Below are 20,658 nucleotides of genomic sequence, written 5' to 3'. Positions count from 1 at the left end.
AAGGGCTCAATTGTGAGCCCTTTTGTCTATATGCATTGTATATCTACACTGTATATCTTTGATAAAAGTAGGATAATTTGATGAATGTGACTCTGTTAATCCCGGCTCGTTACGGTTCAAGCCGCTTCCCGGGCAAACCCTTAGCCCCGATTAACGGCAAGCCAATGATCCAACACGTGTATGAACGCGCGTCGTTAGCCAAAGGCCTCACCAATATTTACGTCGCTACCGATGATGATCGCATTAAAGCGGCCGTTGAAGGTTTTGGCGGCAAAGTAGTCATGACCAGCCCAGATGCAGCCTCGGGTACAGATCGTATCAATGATGCGATAAACCAACTGGGACTGAAAGATGACGATTTAGTGATCAACCTACAGGGCGATCAACCCCTTATTGACCCAACATCCATCGAGCAAGTCATCAGCCTCTTCGAGCGTCACCCTGGTGAGTTTGAAATGGCCACCTTAGGCTTTGAAATCGTCAATAAAGCCGAGCTTGACGATCCTATGCATGTGAAGATGGTGTTCGATAACAACAACTACGCCTTGTATTTCTCTCGTTCGCGTATTCCTTTTGGCCGCGATACTCAAGATTACCCCGTTTATAAGCACTTAGGTGTGTATGCTTATACACGCAAATTCGTACAGGCCTTCGCCGCCCTACCATTAGGTCGTCTAGAAGATCTGGAAAAACTCGAGCAATTACGTGCATTAGAGTACGGCCATAAAATCAAAATCGCCATTAGCGCCTTTGATTCTATTGAAGTTGATACGCCAGAAGACATTCGTAAATGTGAGCAACGTTTAGCGGTTGATTAATCGCCCGTTAGGTGTGCGCGAGTCAATTCGAAACAGGAGCTGAGTATGTCGACCTTAGAAGTCTGGATCATTATTATTTTGATCGTCGGTGTCATCGCCAGCAATCTTGCTGCGTTGAAGTACAGTGCTAAGTTCAAACTGCCGCAGTTCGGTCAACATGGTAAAGATAAGCAGATAAAGTCAGATACTGCCAAGCCTTCGGCAGCAGACAATGATGACGATGCGGCTTCAAACAAGCCAAGTTCAGCGGACTCAGAACCCAATAAAGCAGATCAAAGCGAAACTGAACCACCTAAGCGCTAAATTCAATGGCGGCTTTTAAAGAGTGAGTCTAAAGATGGCTCTTAAACATGCCTTTTAAAGACTGCGCTATAAACACTGAGCAATGACGTTCACAAACATAGAAAAGGCGCCACAGGCGCCTTTTTTGTCTCTCAAATAACAAGCTAGTCAATGCCACTCATCAGCCTTAGGCTTTTTTCGCTGATGTGCGACTCAATGGCTGCTCCTCAAGGTGCGCCACTAAAAAGACTAAAAAGCGAAACAGGGATTTAATCTTAAGATCATGATTTTTATTGGGCTCAGCCGCGACTAACTTCTGCAGCGATTTGATTCTAGCGTAAGCATTCTCGACTAAAGCATCGTTCTCTTTACCGACATATTTAGCAAACTCGGCAAATTCACCAATAAATTTCAGTGTCACTTTACGGCGATTTAACGAAGTGAGTGCTGCGCCCTCTTTCAGTTTTGCCTCAAAAATACTGCATTCTAAACCACTGGCGATCGCACTTTGCGACAAACAGCTGCTTAACGCATCGGCCAGAAAACCCAAATTGGCTTTTAACTCGAAGGCAATCGCCTGCTTACTGGCGCTCGATTGCTGCCAGCGACTGCGTTCCTTATCAAAAATATCGTATAGCTCTTTCCAAATGCTCATGCGCTTTGCCTACCTTGCACTGAATCGCTCCCTTCGTATATAGCACTCGACTTTTTTGAAATGCTAGCGTTGTTAATACTAACGTTTTTAATACTAGCGACTGAAAGTTATCATAAATTTAAGGTTTTCGGCATAGCGCTATGATAAATAATGGTTTAAAGCACATTCACACTAAAACTAAAATCGGCATAAAAAATGGCCCGAACGAGTCGGGCCAGAGTGCAAGCTACCTGAGTACGAAATGAGCTCAGTGCGAACTCATGACTCACTCACGACCCATCTAATGGCATATAAAGTTAAAGCGCTTGCGATTTTTTCACGTTATTTTTCTCGGCGGCGAGTCGACGCTGCGCTTCTTTTTTCTCACGGCGCGCTTCAATCACTTGATTCACATCGCTACCGATATGCGCTTCATTACGGGCTTTAGCCAGATTCACTTGACGTTCACGCTCAACGAAACGTTTACGCTGCTCGTCAGAAATTTTATCGATACAATATGGGCAACTGACACCTTGCACATAGGCAGGGCTCTGTTTTTCAGCTTCGGTGATTGGCATACGGCAAGCATTACATTGATCGTATTGACCTTTCTTCAAGTCATGATTTACCGCAACGCGGTTATCAAATACAAAGCACTCGCCTTCCCACAGGCTTTCTTCCGCTTTCACTTCTTCTAGGTATTTAAGAATACCGCCTTCGAGATGATAGACCTCGTCAAAGCCTTGCTCTTTTAAATAAGCAGTTGATTTCTCACAGCGAATACCGCCAGTACAGAACATGGCGACCTTCTTATGTTTAGCAGGATCAAGATTCTGCTTCACATATTCAGGGAATTCTCTGAAGGTTTCAGTCACAGGATTAATGGCATTCTTAAAGGTGCCGATTTGCACTTCATAGTCGTTACGGGTGTCGACTAAAATCACGTCCGGATCAGAAATCAGCGCATTCCAATCTTGAGGCTTCACATAGGTGCCAACCACTTTAAGTGGGTCAATACCTTCGACGCCCATAGTCACGATTTCGTTTTTCAGCTTGACTTTAGTGCGGTAGAACGGCATTTCATCGTCAAATGACAGCTTGTGAACGATATTGTCTAGGCCATTTTGGCTATTAAGCCACACTAATAACGCTTCAATAGCTTCTTGAGTGCCAGCAACTGTGCCATTGATCCCTTCACTTGCGAGGAGCAGAGTGCCTTTGATCTCGGCCTGTTCCATCATAGCGAGTAATGGCGCTCGGATAGATTCAAAATGCGGTAACGACACGAATTTATATAACGCACATACGACAACTTTAGCCATAACACCCTCTTTGCTGGCTGGAACTTAATTTCCAGTGCATAAACAAATCAATCATCTGCAGCCTTGCTGCAGATCCCAAAAATAGCGCGGAATTCTACCTGAGTCACAGCAAGATAAACACAGATAAAATACAGGGTCTTTAATTCTTTACGCACAGTGGTGAGAAAAATCATTCTATGATGGCAAATTAAGCAGAAATCCCAGTATGAAAGCGTTACCATCTGTGCCCTTTGAATATTGCATGATTGGCACGCAACATTCGCATTGGCATACTCGCGTCGTCAATAAGCATACATAAACATGCTGACGTCAGCTTTAGTCGCATCAACTTCCACGCATGGCGCCGCACAGTAGAGGAAATCCGAATGACTCTAGCCGTCTTATACACCTTCCGCCGTTGCCCCTATGCTATGCGAGCACGTTTGGGACTCTTATTAGCCCAATGCAATGTTGAAGTCCGTGAAATCACCCTTAAAGCCAAACCACCACAAATGCTAGCTGCCTCACCTAAGGGTACTGTGCCGGTATTAGTGCTAGCAAACGGCGAGGTGATTGCCGAAAGTCTTGAGATCATGCGCTGGGCACTCACGCAAGCAGATCCCTTAGATCTATTGTGTCAGCAAAATCCTGCTATTGAAGATAAAATGACACAGCTTATCGCGCAAAATGATCAGCAATTTAAACCATGGCTTGACCGCTATAAATATGCCGACCGTTACCCTGAGCAAACGCAAGCTTATTATTATCAGCAAGCGAGTCATTTCCTCCTGCAACTTGAAACATGCTTAGGGCAACACCCCTTTTTAGTCGCCGATACACCTCGCCTTGCCGACTACGCAATCGTACCTTTTGTACGCCAGTTTGCCGCAGTGGATCTTAAACGTGCACTGAGTGATGATTTTCCGCGAGTCGCCGCTTGGCTAAATCGACTGATTTCGAGTGAAATATTTATTCGTTCGATGGAAAAATATGTGATCTGGGACGCTAGCCATTCTCCAATTTGCTTGTTAGGAGACGTGTAAGCCAATAAGATTTAAAGATTATTTTTATTTTATGTTATAGCCATCGGTAAAATATTCGAGTAAGGTATTTGCCACTAGGTAACTAATTTAGCTAATCGTAGCTAGACAATCTTTTCAAGAAAAGTAACCACGCCTAAAGACTCAAGGACGTGAATGATAGAACACAAGGATAAGACAGTTGGAAAATATGGATATTAATATCGTTATTATGCTTGGGGGCCTAGTGCTATTGCATTGTCTATTTGCCCTTCGGGCCTTCAAAAGTAAAGTGGATCTCAGCACCAACAAAAAGTGCTTATGGTGCCTACTGAGTCTGATACTCGGCCCTATGGGTTATTATGGTTTTCACGGTTTTATTCCCCTAGATAGAATTCTCAAAGACTAAACGGTAAAACTAAATACCTTCAAAAAACCAGTCATACCATTGATTTACTTATCAAATTAAGACAAAAAAATAGCGCAACCTTAAGCTGCGCTATTTATGACCCTGTTTAATCAAACAAGGCATTACAGTTAACTACAAATGACTGTGCAACAATACCGAGTCATCAGGAACTTTTTGGATCACAGGCGCTTGCCCTTCAGCCAAGGCTTGTTTATAGCTTTGATTCATTTTAAGGGCGAGATACAAATCTGGCCGGATCAAAATACCACCTTCCCCTGTCTGCATGCCCGCTTGCTCAAACCAACTCAGCATCTGCCGTTTACGTCCCGCAAGCACTAAACGAACGCCACGTTTTTTAAGCAGTTGATGTAAATCAGCCAACATGGCCATCACACTTAAATCCAAATGGGTAAAACAAGGCACTGCATCAATAATGATGCAATCGACAGGCTCAGATTCCCGAATAAACTTTTCCAGTAAACGGCGCTTAAAATACGTCGCATTAAAGTAAGTTAACGGTGAATTAAAGCGATATATAAATACTCCTGGAACCGATTTAGCTTTACCCGATTCATCGACACTGCGGATAACGCCCTTATGATCTAAACCAAGCACTTGATCCGTAGGCCGCATCACAGTAGCAAGGAACTGGAATAAACCCAGTAATACAGCCAAGGTTATCCCAGGGATAACCCCAATAAACAACACAGAGAACAAGGTGATACAGGCAAGTAGAAAAGCAGACCTATCCCGCACTCGCAGATTCCACAGTGACTTTAAATCGATAAGCGAGATAGAGGCAATCACCAGCACTACACCTAAGGCGGCACTGGGGATAAACTTCAAAGGCGCAGTGAAAAATAGCGCCACAACACCAATCAATACCGCCGCAATGATAGACACTAACTGGCTCTTACCACCATTGGCATCATTAACCGCAGTGCGGGAATCCGCGCCGCTCACCGCAAAACCTTGAGATATGGCTGACGCTATATTGGCTATACCTAACGCCCTGAACTCTTTATCGGCATCTATATCGTAACCGTTTTTTGCCGCAAAGCTTCGAGCCGTCAACATCATACTCACAAAGCTCACCATGGCTAAGTTAAGCGCTGGTACCACAAGCTCACGGGCGATACCTAAATCAAATACAGGCGCTTGAAATGAAGGTAATCCTGAGGTCACTTCTCCGACGACGCTAATATCAAAGCTCGTCAGGTTAAACACCCAAACAAGGAAAGCCGCCATCGCCATTGCGCACATAGAAGCAGGCCATTGAGGACGAAACCGTTTCACTAAGGCATAAGTCGCTAGCGTCACAATCCCCATCGTCAATGTCGGCCAATGGGTTTTGGATAAGTAAGAAGGCGCACCGCTGAGGCGTTCGATTAGATAACGCTCATCGAAGGTAAAACCGAATATTTTTGAAAACTGTCCCACGATAATAGTAATTGCAACACCATTAAGCAGTCCCATCAAAATCGGTTTTGATAGAAAATCGGCGAGAACCCCTAGCCTAAAACGACTCGCAATCAAGCACCAAAAGCCTGTCATGGCCGTCATGGTCATCACTAACTGCCAGTGCTTCATACTATCCCCTGCAGCTAGGGGCGTGACAACCGCGGCGATAACAGCACAAGTCGCCGCATCTGGACCCACGATTAATTGTTTTGAGGTGCCAAATAGTGCGTATACCAACATTGGTAATACGCAGGAATACAAACCCACGGCAGCATTCACACCAGTGAGCTGGGCATAAGCAATCGCTACGGGTAATGCCACAGCGGCAACGGATAAGCCTGCGCGCACATCATCCCTAAGCCATTGCTTTTCATATTGTAATAATTGCGCCAATCCCGGCATAAACGAAATCAAACTAGGGAACTTCACTCGGCAACCTCCATATACACACTATCAAGATAAGCAACAAGTATAACTGAGACTGAAAATGTTCAGCTAAAAGGTCATTACCTAAAAAGCCATCAATAGTATGTTGGTTATGGCATAAAGCCAATCATTACGCGAGTGTCTTCCTCAGAATATTTATAGGCTTAGGCACTTAATTCAAGCCAAGCTAGCGTAATATCATAGGTAATGACACTAAGAGCAAGCTGCCCATAAACCAATTAAAATGGCGCTTACGTCTATCGGTATTGAGTTTCTTACTGATCGCTGCACCGACAAATACCCAAGTAAATGATGCAGGAAATCCCACTATGTTGAACATTAATACGCCAAGAAACGCACTCAACCAAAAGCCATCGCCACTTAATGTAAAAGCGCTACACAGGGTAATCGTCGACATCCAAGATTTAGGGTTAATCCATTGAAATAATGCAGCTTCAATGAGCGTCATAGGTTTTCGCCCATCATCCAAATGCGTGCTCTGCACTGGCGACGTCACTAATTTGTACGCGAGATACAGCAAATATGCTAAAGCAAAATATTTCAATACTTGGTGCAATACCGGTAATGCTTCAAACAAGGTACCGAGGCCGAATAATACCGCAAGATGTAAAGAGGTCGAACCCAAGCGGATCCCTGCAATATGTGGCACGGTACGCAGCACACCAAAATGCGCTCCAGAGCTAGCCAAGAGAATATTGTTCGGTCCTGGAGTCATTGTCATCGTCGCGCAAAACAGCGCGGTCGAGGCCATTAAAGTCCATAATTGTGGATCATAAAGCAGTGCAGTATTCATATTCGCCTTAAATTGTATGCATACATTTGTTGACATAAAAAGATGCAATAAATAATATACGGAGAATATTAGAGATCAATGGATTTATTGTCATGGGTACAATCTGGACACCAGACCTAACGACTTTTTCAGGCCCGAAATATCAGCGCTTAGTCAGTGCCATAGAACAAGGCATTTTGCAGAAGGTGTTAACCCAAGGCAGTAAACTGCCACCACAGCGCCGTTTAGCCGATGCCTTAGGCATCACTATTGGCACCGTGACCCGCGCCTATGCATTGGCGGAACAAAGGGGTTACGTCGAAGCACGAGTGGGAGATGGCACCTATGTCAACGCCTCCCCTGTACCTGAAATGGGTAACGTACAATTGAATATGGCGACCTGTCAGCAGCCACTCACAGATCAAATCAGCACCCTAAGCGATTGCCTCAGCCAATTAGCGAAAGACCCCACTAAATTGAGTCAGTTACTCGGTTATCGCGCCAGTCCATTAGATCAACACCAACAAGTGTTCCACCAATGGTTAAACCAACGCGGTATACAGCAAACACCCGAGCAACTGGTCTTTACCCATGGCGGCCAGCAAGCCATTTTTGCCTGTTTGAGCGCATTTTTATCAACAGGCGATGTACTGTTACACGAGCAATACAGTTATCCAGGCGTGAGAATTTGTGCTAAACAGCTTGGTGTCACTAGCGTTGGAGTGCCCCTTACCCACGAAGGATTAGATCTGCCGCGCTTTGAAGCCCTATTACAGATCCACAACCCTAAATTAGTCTATCTCACGCTGAATAATCAAAACCCCACTTGCATTCAGTACAGTGAATCACAGCGGCAGAAAATCCTTGAATTATCAGAGCAATATCAATTCTATATCATTGAAGATGACGTGAATTATTGTTTACCTGAAGAATGGCATTCGCCCCTGTGGCAATTAGCAAAACAGCTGGTGATACCACGGGTGATTTATATTTCCAGCCTGTCAAAATTGTTTTCTGGCGGCTTAAGGCAAGGCTTTATTCTGGTTCCTGACCAACTAATCGCCCAAGTGCGACTCGCTATTCATAGCCAATGCTGGATGGTGTCGCCGCTGAATATTGAAATTGCCTGTCAGTTGATAAAGAAAGGTCATATTACTGCAGAACGAGATACGCTCGTACGTCAACGCCAAAGTCACTGTATCGCTATGGGCGAACGGCTGGGATTAACCCAAACTTGGCGAGGGTTAAACGGTTGGATACAACTGCCAGAAGATATCAAAGCCCATCACCTCGTTACCGCACTGGCCGCAAAAGGCATATTAGTCCGTAATGGTGATGACTTTAATTGCCATGATAATTTTATCCGCTTGAGCCTTGGTGGCGCCGAAAACGACACTCAATTCAATCTCGCGGTTGAATGCATAGAATCGACCATACGTTCCTTAGTGCAAAATGCTTATTCAGTGGTGTAAAAGCGCTTAAAGACCATTAAGCTCAGCCAATTTTTATGCGCCATTTCAGATGAAGTTAATTCACACAAAATGGCGAATTTTGTAGAAGAGTGAATAAAAAAGCGCCAGTAGCATACATGCTACTGGCGCTGGTGTTACTGACAAGCTTGATGAACTATCGGTGAGCCATTAGCTATAGTTTACTATTGCACCACTATTTAATCTTAAGTTGGTAAACACTCGTGGTGCCACTAACTTCATTGCCTATGATTAACAAAGGATTACCGCTAGGGCTTTTATCGGCACTGACAAATTTCATCCCTTCTGGCCCTAAATCCCCCGCCAATGTTGCATCCCCCTTAACTTCACCCGTATCAGTATCAACAACGAAGTCAGCTTCAAAATCACGGTTCACAACATAGTCGACAAAATGCACATCGAAAGGATTAGTCACGTCATAGATCATAAAGCCAGAGGTACGTTCTAAACCAACAAAGGCATATAGTCGTTGACCAATTTGGCCTAGGGCTAAAGCTTCTGGCTCTGGCCCCTTGTCATCGCTGCGACTATCACCTTTATTTTCTTCGTTGTTATTGTTGAACTTATCCCCCAGTAGTGCGGCGGTAATACGTTCAAAATCACTGCCACTGTCAAACACTTGCTGACCATCAGCATTCCAAATCGAGAATGAACGAGCACCAAAGCTCACGACTTTGTCGTAGTCGCCATCCTTATCATCGTCCCCCATGCTCGTCGTTACCTTGAGACGCGCTAATTGGGTTTTATCTTTTGCGGCGGCAAATTGTGGGTGATTCGGGTCGAGCACTAAATCCCCTGCGCGGGCTTCTTCCGAAAAAGCCGCATAGTCACGGGAGTCACCTTCATTCGCAGTTACAATAAAGTCAGTGTTATTCCAACGGTAGCTAGCAAGGGTATCGGGTTGATACATGCCGTACACCCCTGTGTAGCTTTGCAAGTTCACAAGATTATCTTTGTCACTCGCATCAATTTTATTCACATCAAGTCCGTAATATTTGAGGCCTAGCGGTAAAATCTTAGAGACTTTCGCATTGGCGATATCAATCACGGCAATAGCATTGTTCTCTTGTAAACTGACAAATGCACGGCGGTTATTATGGCTAATGGCGATATATTCAGGTTCTAAATCCTGCGCCACACTCGCCATTGGGCCATTAATTTTAATGTCTGCGGTGATTTCAGTTGCACGCGCACCGCCCTGATTAAACGCACTAAAATTTATGATGGTCGCAGTAGCTGCGGGCTTACCGTCAGTAATCGCAATCAACGCAACACTGCCTTCAGGATCTAAGGTATAAGCAGGATTAGGTTCGCCTTCATTGGCCACGAGTAAGGTTTTACCGTCGTGGGTGAACACCACATTATCGGGTAAAGCACCGACTTCGACGGCGCTGATAAACTGCGGAGCATCTGTGCCGTTAAGATGATAAAAAGCCACAAAACCATTGGCTTGGGTTTTATTGCCTGCAGCGTCACCACGCTCAATGGCAGCCGCTAACAAGTTGCCTGAAATACTCACGCTGTTAACGCTACCCATAAAGGTTTGACCCACATCCTTAGCAACATCGAGTTCTGCTAATTTGTCGAGATTATTCAATGCTAAAGGATCTGTGGCGTTTGATGCAGTCGCTAATAAGCTGCCATCGATAATATCGACTTTGCCGCTAATCGCATTGACCACAAAAATACGGTTAGATGCACTGTGATATTCAACGATTTCGGCGGCACTTAAGCCATAAACGCCAGTCTGATGACGACCAATTAACTCAGCTTTTAAGCTTGCAGTTTGTGGCTGGCAAACATATTGGGTTTGCGCGACCGCAATTTCATTGTCATCCAATTGTCCATTATGGTTGGCATCTAATCCGGTATCGATACGCTGACCACCGGCGGGACAATTTGCATCACCGATAGTTAATGCGGTCACTTTAACCAGTGAATTTAAGCCGTTGTCGCCTTTATCACCTGCTGCGCCATCATCACCGCTGCAAGCTCCGAGTAATAAGCTCGCCATAATGGCGGCTGCAAGCGGGAGTCGTTGTGTTTTCATCGTGTCATTCCTGAATATTTTATTTTTAGTAGGGTGAAGCTAAAGCCCACTAAATTAGTCAGCATAAAAGACACCTAGATGACAAAGCAGTGACACTCAGATGACAACTAACACTTTTGAATGAAGCATATTGGAGGATAACGACTCGAGCCGCCAAGGTTATGCCTCGATTATCGAGACTTGCTACTTAGTTACAATTTAATCGGTAAAATACGGTAAAGAAATCATCGCAAAGATTGGTTTATTTGTCCTAGCGCTTTACTATGCTATTGCTTAATGCCTTACCGTGAAAATTGATCGAAGCACAATTCACTTTTCCCCAAACACTGCCAATTAGCGCAAGATGCTGGCTAAAAATGGACGGATTAGAGTGAATTGTCCTAGTACAATTTAAACCACGCCGCATAACCCTGAGAAATACGCTTTCAATTCTTTCGCCACCCGAGGTAACAGTGGACCCACAATCACAACCTTCTGCCCATAACGGTAGACGTATACCGAATTTAGCACTGCTTATTCCCATGCTAGCGGCGATTGTCGCGATCACACCATTGGCCATCGACATGTACTTACCTGCGATGTCGACATTGGCCCTTAGTTTTCATACCGATATCACAACAGTGCAACAGTCCCTGAGTATCTACTTAGCAGGCTATGCACTGGGCATGTTGTGTTTTGGCCCCTTAGCTGACCGCATTGGCCGTCGCCCTATGGTGATAATGGGGCTGAGTGGCTTTATGCTAACCAGTTTACTGATTGGGTTTGCTGGTCAAGTCGAAATCTTTCTTGGGTTACGCTTTTTGCAGGCCTTTATCGGCGCAGCAGCGACTGTGGTGGTACCGGGATACATAAAAGAAGTCTATGGCGACAATACCGCCAAAGGTATGTCTTACGTGAGTTTAATCATGATGTTAGCGCCATTACTGGCCCCTAGTATTGGCAGCGTTATCTTAGAACTCGGTGATTGGCATTTAATCTTCTTCATTCAATCTGCCTATGCCGCGACCCTGTTATTACTCGTGCTGTTTGCGCTAAAAATGCCCAGCGATAAAGATATGGATACCCGCAGCCAAAAATCATTTCTTGGTGCCTATGCGACCGTATTTTCCCGACCTGGCGTTAAGTTGAACATTGCCAGCGGCGTGTTAACGTCTTTTGCGTTTTTCTGTTATCTCACCGCATCACCCTTCGTTTATATGGAAGTCTTTGCCTTAGATAAATCCTATTTTGCCATCTTGTTTAGCACCAACGTTGGCGCCTTGATGTTGGCCAATATCATTAATACTCGCATTGTCGGCCGCTATGGTTCGCTGCGTATGTTGCACGTATCGACCTTTTTTGGCGCTATTGCGGGGGCTGGTTTATTAACGGTCAACCTACTGGATATGAGCTATCATTTTACCGTGATCATGCTTATTCCTTTGATGGGCAGCCTAGGGGTGATGTCGGTCAACGCCGATGCGATAGTGCTGATGAAGTTCAAACAAGAAACCGGAACGGCAACGGCGGTTATTGGCACCTTAAGATTTGGCTGTGGCGCGCTAGCGGGGCCATTATTAGCGGTGTTCTATGATGGCACAGCAGTGCCCTTCTCCGCCCTTATGTTAGGCTCTATTGTGTTAGTCGGTATTTGCCAATTCAATCGTCCAAAACATCAAACGCAGCCGACGGTTTAAGGATTTATTTTTAAGGGTCTATTTTTAAGAAATCATGGATGCCAATGCCTCATCTACAACACATGTTTGATCGCGTGAAAACAGCGCATTGGCTTTCACTAAATATAGCAAATAAGTAATATTTAATCGCAATAGTTAAGTATCTGCTTATCTAACGTCCCACACCAAAACGGCACTTTTAGTGCCGTTTTTGCTTTTTAAGCATCTAACAATCTGAAAAATATAAGATAAGCCCATAAATCAGCCTAGATTACTTGGCGATTCCAGCAAGTTCTCCAGCCATTCAAACGTGAAATTGTTTCAAGTTGGTTATTTTTTACATAAAAGGCTTGAAATGTTGTTTTTTTTGAATATGATGAAATTCTGTTCATTGCAACAGTTGCTGCATCCTAAGGATGAATCACTTGTCTTCTACGAAGTCAGTTCAGCATTTCGGAGCCTGAATTACCCTTCAGGCTTAATTTTTAGAGCGATTACCGTCGCTGTAACAAAATACTGTTTACCGTAACGGTACTATGCAATAGGAGTTCCACATGGAGATGTTATCCGGCGCCAGCATGATAGTGCGTTCTTTGATTGATGAAGGCGTAAAACACATTTTTGGCTATCCTGGCGGTTCAGTTTTAGATATCTACGATGCCCTGCACGTTATCCCAGGTATTGAACACATACTCGTTCGCCACGAACAAGCTGCCGTGCACATGGCCGATGGCTACGCCCGTGCAACGGGTAAAGTGGGCGTGGTATTAGTCACCTCAGGACCCGGTGCCACCAACGCGATTACCGGTATTGCCACCGCCTACATGGACTCTATTCCCCTCGTAGTATTATCGGGTCAAGTACCGAGCAACCTTATCGGTAATGATGCTTTCCAAGAATGCGATATGATCGGTATCTCTCGTCCTGTGGTCAAACACAGCTTTTTAGTTAAAGATCCCACTCAAATCCCTGAAACGATAAAAAAAGCCTTTTATATTGCCTCTACCGGCCGTCCTGGGCCTGTGGTCGTCGACCTGCCAAAAGATTGCTTAAACCCAGCGCTGCTGCACGAATATATTTATCCCGAAAGCGTGAAAATGCGCTCATACAACCCGACAACCTCGGGGCATAAAGGACAGATCCGTCGTGGACTACAGGCACTATTAGCGGCTAAAAAGCCTGTGCTCTATGTCGGTGGCGGCGCCATTATCTCAGGTTGTGATAAGCAAATTTTACAATTAGCTGAGAGATTAAATATTCCCGTCGTCAGCACACTCATGGGACTGGGTGCCTTTCCAAGTACCCACAAAAACAGCCTAGGCATGTTAGGGATGCACGGTCGCTACGAAGCCAACATGACAATGCATAACTGCGATTTGATCTTCGGTATTGGTGTGCGCTTCGACGATAGAACCACTAATAATGTGGAAAAATATTGCCCGAACGCGACCATTTTGCACATAGATATCGACCCCTCGTCTATTTCAAAAACTATCCACGTCGATATTCCCATCGTAGGGTCGGCCGACAGTATTTTAGACAGCATGTTGACACTGTTAGATGAATCGAACGAGCACAATGACAACGATGCCATCGCCACTTGGTGGAATGATATTGAGCAATGGCGCGGCCGCGATTGTCTGGCCTATGACAAAAACAGTGGTCGCATCAAACCACAGCAAGTGATTGAAACCTTGTATAAGCTGACCAATGGCGATGCCTATGTCGCCTCTGATGTTGGCCAGCACCAGATGTTTGCCGCCTTGTACTATCCGTTCGATAAGCCGCGCCGCTGGATCAATTCAGGGGGTCTAGGCACCATGGGGTTTGGCCTACCCGCCGCGATGGGGGTTAAAATGGCGATGCCTGATGCCACGGTTGTCTGTGTCACGGGAGATGGTTCAATCCAGATGAACATTCAAGAGCTTTCGACCGCGCTGCAATATGATACGCCGGTTAAAATTATCAACTTAAACAATCGTTTCCTTGGCATGGTTAAACAATGGCAGGACATGATTTACTCTGGCCGTCACTCACATTCCTATATGGATTCAGTACCTAATTTTGCCAAAATTGCCGAGGCCTATGGCCATGTAGGTATGACGATCAGCGATCCCGCCGAACTTGAGTCAAAAATGGCAGAAGCGCTGGCGATGAAAGACAGACTGGTCTTTATCGACATCATGGTGGATGAAACTGAGCACGTGTACCCAATGTTGATCCGTGGTGGTGCGATGAATGAAATGTGGCTGACCAAGACGGAGAAATGCTAATGCGTCGAATTATATCTGTATTATTAGAAAACCAATCCGGCGCCCTTTCTCGTGTGGTCGGTTTGTTTTCACAGCGCGGCTATAACATTGAAAGTTTAACGGTGGCGCCAACGGACGATATCACACTGTCGCGGCTTAACATCACAGTCGTTGCCGATGAAATGGTGTTAGAGCAAATAGAGAAGCAGCTACATAAACTCATCGATGTGTTAAAAGTTTCGAATATTACCGAGTCAGCTTATATTGAACGCGAATTAGCCCTTATCAAGGTCCGCGCCCAAGGCGAGTTTAGGGAAGAAGTTAAACGGATGGCGGACATTTTCCGCGGCCAGATTGTCGATGTCACCGCCAATTTATATACCATCCAAATGGTCGGCACATCAGAGAAACTCGATGCGTTTATTCATGCGCTAGGTGAAGTGACTAAATTGGTCGAAGTCTCTCGCTCCGGTGTGGTGGGTTTGGCTCGCGGAGAAAAGGCCATGAAAGCGTAACTTTCTCACGGAAATCTCGCGGACATTTTTTGCGTGAACACAAAAACAAGGGGAGCATTATGCTCCCCTTGTTTTTAGGTGGTTACCACAGTGTCAATTATGACTGGCTGTCTAGCAAGCGCGATGAAGTGATCTCAATTTTGCGTGGTTTCAATGCTTCAGGGATTTCACGCACTAAATCAATATTGAGTAAGCCATTTTCTAAACTTGCGCCGAGCACAGTGACATAGTCTGCCAGTTGGAAAGTGCGCTCAAAACCGCGTTCCGCTATGCCTTGGTACAAGTATTTACGCTCGGTTTGGCTTTCAGCTTTGTTGCCTTTCACCAGTAATTTCTCACCTTCACTGCTGATCTCAAGTTCATTCATTGAGAATCCGGCCACGGCCATAGTAATGCGATAGCGATTTTCGCCTAATAATTCAATGTTATATGGGGGATAGCCAGTATTGCCATTATTAGCGGCGGCATGTTCTGCCAGCTGAGCTAAACGGTCAAAACCAATGGCACTACGGTACAGGGGAGCTAGATCATAATTACGCATATTCATATCCTTGTCTTAAGCAATATGGAGAATTGGCGGACGGTTTTCACGATGAAAACGCTTGTAGAGTCTGCCGAGTTAAATCTTCTGCCCTTACGGCACAGAATTCACACTAGGATCCTCATCGAGCTATCCTGAAATAGATATAAGGACGGGAGAGAAAATTTCAAGCAAGAAAATTAAAAAAATGTGCAAAATTTAAAAAGACCAACAAAAACGAACTCTTATTAATTTTAATACTTTGAATTGACGTGTGATTTGTATAGAGGCATTAGCGTCATTGCAACACGGAAATCTATATTCGCTAAATTGCAGCCAATAAAAAAGGAGCCTAGGCTCCTTTTTCAGTCTTAGCATCGAATTAACGAGTGCGTGGACACAATTCTTCAGCGCTGAAGAAGTAAGCAATTTCACGAGCAGCAGATTCAACAGCATCTGAACCGTGAGCCGCGTTTTCGTCAATGCTTTCTGCGAAATCAGCACGGATAGTACCAGGAGCTGCTTGAGCAGGATTAGTTGCACCTAAAATTTCACGGTGAGCTAAAACAGCGTTTTCGCCTTCTAATACTTGGACCATGATTGGACCAGAAGTCATAAATGCAACCAGAGCACCGAAGAAACCGCGCTCGCTATGCTCAGCATAGAAACCTTCAGCTTGTTCTTTGGTCAGGTGTAACATTTTAGCTGCAACGATCTTAAGACCAGCAGTTTCAAAACGATTGTAGATAGCACCGATGTGGTTTTTTGCAACAGCATCTGGCTTGATAATAGAAAATGTGCGTTCGATCGCCATAACTAGCTTCCTTTGTCAGCAAGTTTAAAAAATTCGCGCGGATTATACGAAATTTAAAAGCTAAATCCTATCTTTATAGCAAATTAGTCTGAGATATTGCGCACATTCGCTTTATTCGTAATCAGTTTGATCACACAAAATACCCCGCTAGGAGGATAAATCCTTAGCAGGGTTCATTAACTCATTAAAAAATGGGATTATTTTTTGTTTTTTGCCCAAATACCAGCCCATGCAATCAAAGCGACTAAAATGACTGCGGGTGCAAGATCTAATAAGTGATGGAATAAACCGACACCGCCATGACCTGGATGAGCCCAAGCCATTGAAGGGACAAGCATACATAACAATACAAGCAAAAGTTTCATGTGAACATCCTTGCAGTTGCGATAATAAAGTTAAGCCATATAAATGCCTTAACCAATATACAACAAATTACGATATCCACTGAAAATGAACTTGACTGTGATCAAACTCTCGCGAAATATTCTCTGCGCCACTGCAAATACGTGAGGTAAATCACCTTAGTTAATCTTCTGAAGGACAAGATGCCTCACATAAAAAGCCGTACCACAACTGTGCTCACTACTTTTCATCAATCCAACACTGCTGAATTGCTTCCAGTATTTTTTCATTGCAATGCTTAGGATCATCAGCAAAATCATTCAAAGCTAACACCCACTCATACAATTGGGTGAAATGCAGCTGAGTGGGATTCACTTCTGGGTGTGCTTCGAGTAATTCCAACGCAATATCTAACGAATCTATCCAAGTTAATGTCATCGTTTGCCCCTATTCGGTTCGCTTTAATGGGTAAGTTCTGGCTAAACGGCGTTACCCATAAGGAGGTGAATCAAGTGTTGATATTCCGCAGTCAATACTCGACAGCAAGAGCATTAACCCTGTGCTTGCGTCACCTTTTTTACTTTTATCGCATTTTTTTCAACAAAATCAATAATAGCACCCGCCACATCTTTCGTGGTGGCGCCTTCAATTCCTTCAAGACCGGGTGAAGAGTTCACTTCCATGATCACAGGACCGTGGTTTGAGCGTAGCAAGTCAACGCCAGCGACATTGAGCCCCATGGTCTTAGCCGCACGAATGGCGACTGAGCGTTCCTCTGGGGTTAATTTGACTAAACTTGCCGTGCCACCACGGTGCAAGTTAGAGCGGAACTCACCGGGCATAGCTTGACGCTTCATGGCGGCAATCACTTTATCGCCGAGCACAAAGCAGCGAATGTCTGCACCATTAGCCTCTTTGATATATTCCTGCACCATAATGTTGGCTTTAAGGCCCATAAAGGCTTCAATCACGCTCTCAGCCGCTTTACGGGTCTCGGCTAATACCACGCCAATACCTTGGGTGCCTTCGAGTAATTTAATCACCAGAGGCGCGCCACCCACCATATCAATTAAGTCGGGAATATCACTCGGTTTATTGGCAAAACCCGTAATGGGCAAGCCAATGCCGCGGCGTGACATCAACTGCATAGAACGCAATTTGTCACGTGAGCGCGAGATCCCTACAGAATCATTTAAAGCATAGACGCCCATCATCTCAAATTGGCGCAACACCGCCGAGCCATAAAAGGTAATCGACGCCCCAATACGGGGGATCACTGCATCAAATGCAGGTAACTCTCGCCCACCAATGTGGATACTCGATTGCCGCATGTTGATATTCATATAACATTCAAGGGGATTAATTACGTGTACTTCATGACCACGTAATTGCGCCGCTTCAACGAGTCGCTTCGTTGAATATAGCTCAGGCCCTTGCGATAAGATCGCTATTCTCATTTGGTCTCCGGCAACCATTAATTTTGAGCGCATAATACGCCTGCGCAGGGATAAATCAAACAACTAGAGGCATAGACAAGATTAGTTGCACAAATGCTCAACGCCAAAAGCAAAAAACCAGTCACATGGACTGGTTTTAACAATTACCGCGACAGCATTAATTGCCTTCGCTGACCATGTTAACCGTGTATTTAGGGATCTCAATCACCATGTCAGTGTCGACCACTTTCGCCTGACAAGATAGACGGCTTTCAGGCTCAAGTCCCCAAGCTTTGTCTAACATATCATCTTCCAGCTCATCACTTGGCTCAAGATCATTAAAGCCTTCACGCACGATACAGTGACACGTCGTGCAAGCACAGGACTTTTCACATGCATGCTCGATATTGATGCCATTACGCAGCGCAACATCAAGAATGGTCTCACCAACATTCGCCTCAAGCACTGCGCCATCTGGGCACAACTCGGCATGGGGAAGAAAGACTAATTGGGGCATTACATCACCTATATGTTGTCGATCGACTGGCCTTTAAATGCCACTCGAATAGAATTGTCCATACGTCTGGCAGCAAAATCTTGGGTTTGCTCATCCAGTTTTTCAATCGCGAGTTTAATCGCATCGGCATCATCGCCCGTAGCCACTTGCGCCACATTGGCCATAGTAGCATCGATTTGTCCACGCTCATCAGCATTCAGCAAATCGCCATCCTTCGCTAACGCTGCATGTAAAGACTCGAGTACCCTCGCCGCCTCCACTTGCTGCTCGGCCAGCATACGACGACCGATATCGTCTTTGGCATACTTCATCGAATCTTTCAGCATAGTGGCAATTTCAGTATCCGATAAACCAAAAGACGGCTTAACTTGAATACTAGATTGTACGCCGGTGGATTTTTCCATCGCGGTCACGCTAAGTAAACCATCGGCATCTACTTGGAATGTCACCCGAATGTGCGCAGCGCCTGCAGCTAACGGCGGAATACCCTTTAAGGTAAAACGCGCCAGTGAGCGGCAATCGGCAACGAGCTCTCGCTCACCCTGCACCACATGGAATGCCATGGCCGTTTGACCATCTTTAAAGGTGGTAAATTCCTGCGCCCGAGCCACCGGAATCGTGGTATTACGCGATACCACTTTTTCCACTAAGCCGCCCATGGTCTCTATGCCTAATGACAAAGGGATCACATCGAGCAATAGCAAATCCGATTCGGGTTTGTTACCCACTAAAATGTCGGCTTGAATGGCCGCACCAATGGCGACAACACGATCGGGATCGATAGATGTCAGCGGTGGTTTACCGAAGAAAGCTTCGACCTGTTCACGCACTAATGGCACGCGCGTTGAACCGCCAACCATCACAGTTTCAAGCACTTCATCCGTCGTCACGCCCGCATCACGCAGGGTACGGCGACAGCTGGCAATCGTCTTTTTCACCAATGCCGCAATCATGGCATCAAATTCAGCTTTAGTAACGATTTGCGTCAGTTCAGTACCATCGGCAAGGATCACTTTCGCTTCAGTTTCTGCTGCATCCGTTAAAGCTTCTTTGACTCGACGCGATTCAATCAACAGTTGACGACTTAATTGTGAGTCGATGTCACTAAGCTGCCACACTTGTTGCATATGTGCTTGCAGTAAATGATCGAAATCATCGCCGCCAAGCGCTGAATCACCACCAGTGGCTAACACTTCGAATACACCGCGATTCAAGCGCAAAATAGAAATATCGAAAGTACCGCCGCCTAAATCATAGATGGCAATCACGCCCTCTTGCTTAGAATCTAAACCATAGGCAATCGCAGCAGCAGTCGGTTCATTCAACAAACGTAGCACTTTAACACCCAGCAAAGCTGCGGCATCTTTTGTGCCTTGGCGCTGGGCATCGTCGAAATACGCAGGCACAGTGATCACCACACCTTGCAGTTCGCCGCCTAAGGTTTTTTCAGCGCGGGCGATCAGCGGACGTAAAATCTCCGCAGACACTTGCACGGGATTCACTTGGCCTTGGGGAGTCACAAATAAAGGTAAACCGTTTTCGCTTTCGGCAAACTCGTAGGGTAATGATTGCTCGCCAGCTTTAATATCCGCTAGGCTGCGGCCCATAAAACGCTTAACCGAAACGATCGTGTTTTGCGGATCCTGCGCCGAACTCAACGCAGCAAGCGCGCCGACTTCGACTGAATCTTGGGTATAACGCACGATAGAAGGTAATGAATGCTGTCCAAGTTCGTCCGGCAGGGTTGCCGTCTCTCCACTTCGAACGGCCGCCACCAAAGAATTGGTCGTACCTAAATCTATGCCAACGGCAAGTCTATGTTGGTGCGGCGCGGCACTTTGACCGGGCTCAGCTATCTGCAAAAGGGCCATATATATCCAACTTAGTAATGCCAACTCAAGCGTACTTGAGTCAGCAAAGTAAC

Annotated in this window: 21 protein-coding genes; 8 read left to right on the top strand and 13 right to left on the bottom strand. The window is 45.4% G+C overall.

Annotated elements, in window-relative coordinates:
- The first annotated feature begins 80 nt into the window (after positions 1-80).
- The gene (gene kdsB, locus L5L97_RS05155) at positions 81-818 is read left to right on the top strand and encodes an 8-amino-3,8-dideoxy-manno-octulosonate cytidylyltransferase KdsB (RefSeq protein WP_012197229.1); all 738 of its coding nucleotides are present in this window, start codon (positions 81-83) and stop codon (positions 816-818) included.
- Between the two features lie 45 nt (positions 819-863).
- Positions 864-1,121 carry a DUF2897 family protein gene (locus L5L97_RS05150; RefSeq protein ID WP_219251555.1) on the top strand — a complete coding sequence of 86 codons (258 nt, stop codon included), beginning with the start codon at positions 864-866 and terminating at the stop codon, positions 1,119-1,121.
- Between the two features lie 166 nt (positions 1,122-1,287).
- Here the strand turns inward: L5L97_RS05150 and L5L97_RS05145 are convergent, their stop codons facing one another.
- The 3 genes from L5L97_RS05145 to L5L97_RS05135 form a co-directional block, all read right to left on the bottom strand.
- Entirely contained in the window at positions 1,288-1,755 is a 468-nt protein-coding gene (locus L5L97_RS05145; RefSeq protein ID WP_263181329.1) for a hypothetical protein, read from the bottom strand.
- 296 nt (positions 1,756-2,051) lie between these two features.
- A complete protein-coding gene (locus L5L97_RS05140) occupies positions 2,052-3,056 on the bottom strand; it encodes a rhodanese-related sulfurtransferase (RefSeq protein WP_263181328.1) in 1,005 nt (334 codons plus the stop codon).
- Between the two features lie 47 nt (positions 3,057-3,103).
- Positions 3,104-3,277 carry a hypothetical protein gene (locus tag L5L97_RS05135; RefSeq protein WP_198573292.1) on the bottom strand — a complete coding sequence of 58 codons (174 nt, stop codon included), beginning with the start codon at positions 3,275-3,277 and terminating at the stop codon, positions 3,104-3,106.
- A gap of 144 nt (positions 3,278-3,421) precedes the next feature.
- On the opposite strand from L5L97_RS05135, the gene L5L97_RS05130 reads away from it, so the two are divergent.
- Both L5L97_RS05130 and L5L97_RS05125 read left to right on the top strand, forming a co-directional pair.
- Positions 3,422-4,078, top strand: a complete 657-nt coding sequence (locus tag L5L97_RS05130; RefSeq protein WP_263181327.1) for a glutathione S-transferase — start codon at positions 3,422-3,424, stop codon at positions 4,076-4,078.
- 187 nt (positions 4,079-4,265) lie between these two features.
- The gene (locus L5L97_RS05125) at positions 4,266-4,463 is read left to right on the top strand and encodes a hypothetical protein (RefSeq protein WP_028760072.1); all 198 of its coding nucleotides are present in this window, start codon (positions 4,266-4,268) and stop codon (positions 4,461-4,463) included.
- A 132-nt stretch (positions 4,464-4,595) separates the two neighbouring features.
- On the opposite strand, the gene L5L97_RS05120 is transcribed toward L5L97_RS05125, so the two are convergent.
- Positions 4,596-6,353 (bottom strand): SulP family inorganic anion transporter, encoded by a 1,758-nt coding sequence (locus tag L5L97_RS05120; RefSeq protein WP_105252613.1) that lies wholly within the window; start codon positions 6,351-6,353, stop codon positions 4,596-4,598.
- A gap of 184 nt (positions 6,354-6,537) precedes the next feature.
- On the bottom strand, positions 6,538-7,164 hold the full coding sequence (locus L5L97_RS05115) for a LysE family translocator (RefSeq protein WP_028760074.1): 627 nt from the start codon (positions 7,162-7,164) through the stop codon (positions 6,538-6,540).
- Positions 7,165-7,256: 92 nt separating this feature from the next.
- On the opposite strand from L5L97_RS05115, the gene L5L97_RS05110 reads away from it, so the two are divergent.
- On the top strand, positions 7,257-8,615 hold the full coding sequence (locus L5L97_RS05110; RefSeq protein WP_263181325.1) for a PLP-dependent aminotransferase family protein: 1,359 nt from the start codon (positions 7,257-7,259) through the stop codon (positions 8,613-8,615).
- A gap of 193 nt (positions 8,616-8,808) precedes the next feature.
- Here L5L97_RS05110 and L5L97_RS05105 read toward each other — a convergent pair whose 3' ends face one another.
- On the bottom strand, positions 8,809-10,683 hold the full coding sequence (locus L5L97_RS05105) for a choice-of-anchor I family protein (protein ID WP_263181324.1): 1,875 nt from the start codon (positions 10,681-10,683) through the stop codon (positions 8,809-8,811).
- Positions 10,684-11,135: 452 nt separating this feature from the next.
- Here L5L97_RS05105 and L5L97_RS05100 point away from each other — a divergent pair, with 452 nt between their 5' ends.
- The 3 genes from L5L97_RS05100 (at position 11,136) to ilvN (ending at position 15,105) form a co-directional block, all read left to right on the top strand.
- Positions 11,136-12,359 carry a multidrug effflux MFS transporter gene (locus L5L97_RS05100; protein WP_263181323.1) on the top strand — a complete coding sequence of 408 codons (1,224 nt, stop codon included), beginning with the start codon at positions 11,136-11,138 and terminating at the stop codon, positions 12,357-12,359.
- A 533-nt stretch (positions 12,360-12,892) separates the two neighbouring features.
- Positions 12,893-14,611: an acetolactate synthase 3 large subunit gene (locus L5L97_RS05095; RefSeq protein ID WP_105252618.1), complete on the top strand. Its 1,719-nt coding sequence runs from the start codon at positions 12,893-12,895 to the stop codon at positions 14,609-14,611.
- Entirely contained in the window at positions 14,611-15,105 is a 495-nt protein-coding gene (ilvN, locus tag L5L97_RS05090) for an acetolactate synthase small subunit (protein WP_028759823.1), read from the top strand. The genes L5L97_RS05095 and ilvN overlap by 1 nt, the downstream gene beginning before the upstream one ends.
- Positions 15,106-15,202: 97 nt before the next feature.
- Here the strand turns inward: ilvN and L5L97_RS05085 are convergent, their stop codons facing one another.
- The 7 genes from L5L97_RS05085 to hscA form a co-directional block, all read right to left on the bottom strand.
- Entirely contained in the window at positions 15,203-15,646 is a 444-nt protein-coding gene (locus tag L5L97_RS05085; RefSeq protein ID WP_028759822.1) for an Hsp20 family protein, read from the bottom strand.
- 361 nt (positions 15,647-16,007) lie between these two features.
- Positions 16,008-16,439, bottom strand: coding sequence for a nucleoside-diphosphate kinase (gene ndk, locus L5L97_RS05080; RefSeq protein ID WP_011789197.1), 432 nt, complete (start codon positions 16,437-16,439; stop codon positions 16,008-16,010).
- Positions 16,440-16,636: 197 nt separating this feature from the next.
- On the bottom strand, positions 16,637-16,804 hold the full coding sequence (locus L5L97_RS05075) for a hypothetical protein (protein WP_081729028.1): 168 nt from the start codon (positions 16,802-16,804) through the stop codon (positions 16,637-16,639).
- Between the two features lie 217 nt (positions 16,805-17,021).
- Positions 17,022-17,219 carry a Fe-S cluster assembly protein IscX gene (gene iscX / locus L5L97_RS05070; protein WP_028759821.1) on the bottom strand — a complete coding sequence of 66 codons (198 nt, stop codon included), beginning with the start codon at positions 17,217-17,219 and terminating at the stop codon, positions 17,022-17,024.
- Between the two features lie 113 nt (positions 17,220-17,332).
- Entirely contained in the window at positions 17,333-18,238 is a 906-nt protein-coding gene (rimK, locus tag L5L97_RS05065; RefSeq protein WP_006081851.1) for a 30S ribosomal protein S6--L-glutamate ligase, read from the bottom strand.
- Between the two features lie 157 nt (positions 18,239-18,395).
- Complete coding sequence (gene fdx / locus L5L97_RS05060; protein ID WP_006081852.1) at positions 18,396-18,734, bottom strand: ISC system 2Fe-2S type ferredoxin; 339 nt, start codon at positions 18,732-18,734, stop codon at positions 18,396-18,398.
- 8 nt (positions 18,735-18,742) lie between these two features.
- Positions 18,743-20,605, bottom strand: coding sequence for a Fe-S protein assembly chaperone HscA (gene hscA, locus L5L97_RS05055; RefSeq protein WP_263181322.1), 1,863 nt, complete (start codon positions 20,603-20,605; stop codon positions 18,743-18,745).
- Positions 20,606-20,658 lie beyond the last annotated feature (53 nt).

It is taken from the genome of Shewanella sp. SM71 (assembly GCF_025653905.1).
In the GTDB taxonomy this organism is placed as follows: Bacteria; Pseudomonadota; Gammaproteobacteria; order Enterobacterales; family Shewanellaceae; genus Shewanella; species Shewanella oncorhynchi.
Note: the sequence above shows the minus strand (reverse complement) of the source record. Positions and strands in the feature narration are given on the sequence as shown.